This window comes from Mesorhizobium sp. M7A.F.Ca.CA.003.01.2.1 (assembly GCF_003998945.1).
In the GTDB taxonomy this organism is placed as follows: domain Bacteria; phylum Pseudomonadota; class Alphaproteobacteria; order Rhizobiales; family Rhizobiaceae; genus Mesorhizobium; species Mesorhizobium ciceri.
The window spans coordinates 1-1,208 of record NZ_RZRA01001270.1 but is presented as its reverse complement, the minus strand read 5'-3'; the positions used below and the strand labels follow the sequence as shown (position 1 = coordinate 1,208).

The following is a 1,208-nucleotide window of genomic DNA, read 5'->3' as shown; positions in this document are numbered from 1 at the left end:
CCGTCGGCACCGAAATCGCCAATATCTCGGCGATCCGGTTGATGCCCGGCTGGGCGTCCTGCGACAGCTGTTTGACCAGCCGCCGATCGGTCAGATCGAGATGTTCCCGCAAAGTCCCCGTCTTTCACAAAAGGAAAAAAGTTTGGCGATTTTTTTGCCAATGTGCAAACAAGCTACGTCACGAACATTTGAAAAGCAAGGCAATGATTCAGCGCTGATGGGGATAGGTGCTCGCTGTCCGGCTCACGCCAGCGCTGTCGCGAGCAATTTTGCCTGCGGTGTCAACTCGTCGAAGCGGCGGGCGCAGAGGTTGAGCTGGCGCGTTGCCCAGTCATCGGTCAGCCGCAGTGTGCGTAGCGTCCGCGCCGAGCGGCGGGCGGCACTTTCCGGCACGATGGCGATGCCGGCACCTTGCGCGACCAGCCGGCAGACATTGTCGAGGCCGGGAACGTGGATGCGGATATGCAGATGGCCGCCAAGGCGGGCCGCCTGGCGGGCGATGTGCTCCTGCAGCGCATGGCCGGTGCTGAGGCCGACGAAAGATTCGCCGAGAAGCTCAGTGAGGTTGACGGTGCGGCCTTCAAGGCCGGGCCGGTTTCGCGCGGCGATCACCACCAGCCGGTCGATGAAGAACGGTTTCTGCTCGAGGTGCGCAAGGCCGGCCCAGGTGGCGGCGATGCCGAGATCGGCCGCACCACTGGCCACGGCTTGCGCGATCTCATGGCTGGGGCGCTCGTCGAGCTCGATGTCGATGCCGGGATGCGCGACAAGGAAGGCGGGCAGGATCTCGCGCAGCAACTCGGCTGTGGCGGCGGTGTTGGCCATCAGCCGGACGCGGGCGCGCAGGCCGGTGGCATAGGCGGCGAGGTCGCCGGTCATCGCTTCGATCTGGTTCTGCACCGCGCGCGCATGATGCAGCAGCGCCTGTCCGGCCGCCGTCGGCACCACCCCACGGCGCCGGCGCTCCAGCAGCGGCGCGCCGAGCCGCTCCTCCATGCCCTTGATGCGGGCGCTGGCCGACGCCAGGGCCAGTCCGGCAAGCTCGGCGCCATGGGTGATGCTGCCGCGTTCGGCCACCAGCAGGAACAGGCGGAGATCGACCAGATCGAAGCGCATTCTCTTGCTCCTGCGAATATTCAGCGCCGGGAAGGCGGTCGGCCAACCAGCCTTCGTCGTGGCCGAAGGCTGGCAGCGCAACTTCCACATTG

At 66.1% G+C, this 1,208-nt stretch carries 2 protein-coding genes; both read right to left on the bottom strand.

Annotated elements, in window-relative coordinates; genetic code table 11:
• The coding region (locus EN969_RS36820; protein WP_164758704.1) for an Lrp/AsnC family transcriptional regulator at nt 1–112 on the bottom strand (112 nt) is incomplete at its 3' end.
• Nucleotides 113–243: 131 nt separating this feature from the next.
• Nucleotides 244–1,116 carry a LysR substrate-binding domain-containing protein gene (locus tag EN969_RS31870; RefSeq protein WP_063170296.1) on the bottom strand — a complete coding sequence of 291 codons (873 nt, stop codon included), beginning with the start codon at nt 1,114–1,116 and terminating at the stop codon, nt 244–246.
• Nucleotides 1,117–1,208: the final 92 nt, after the last annotated feature.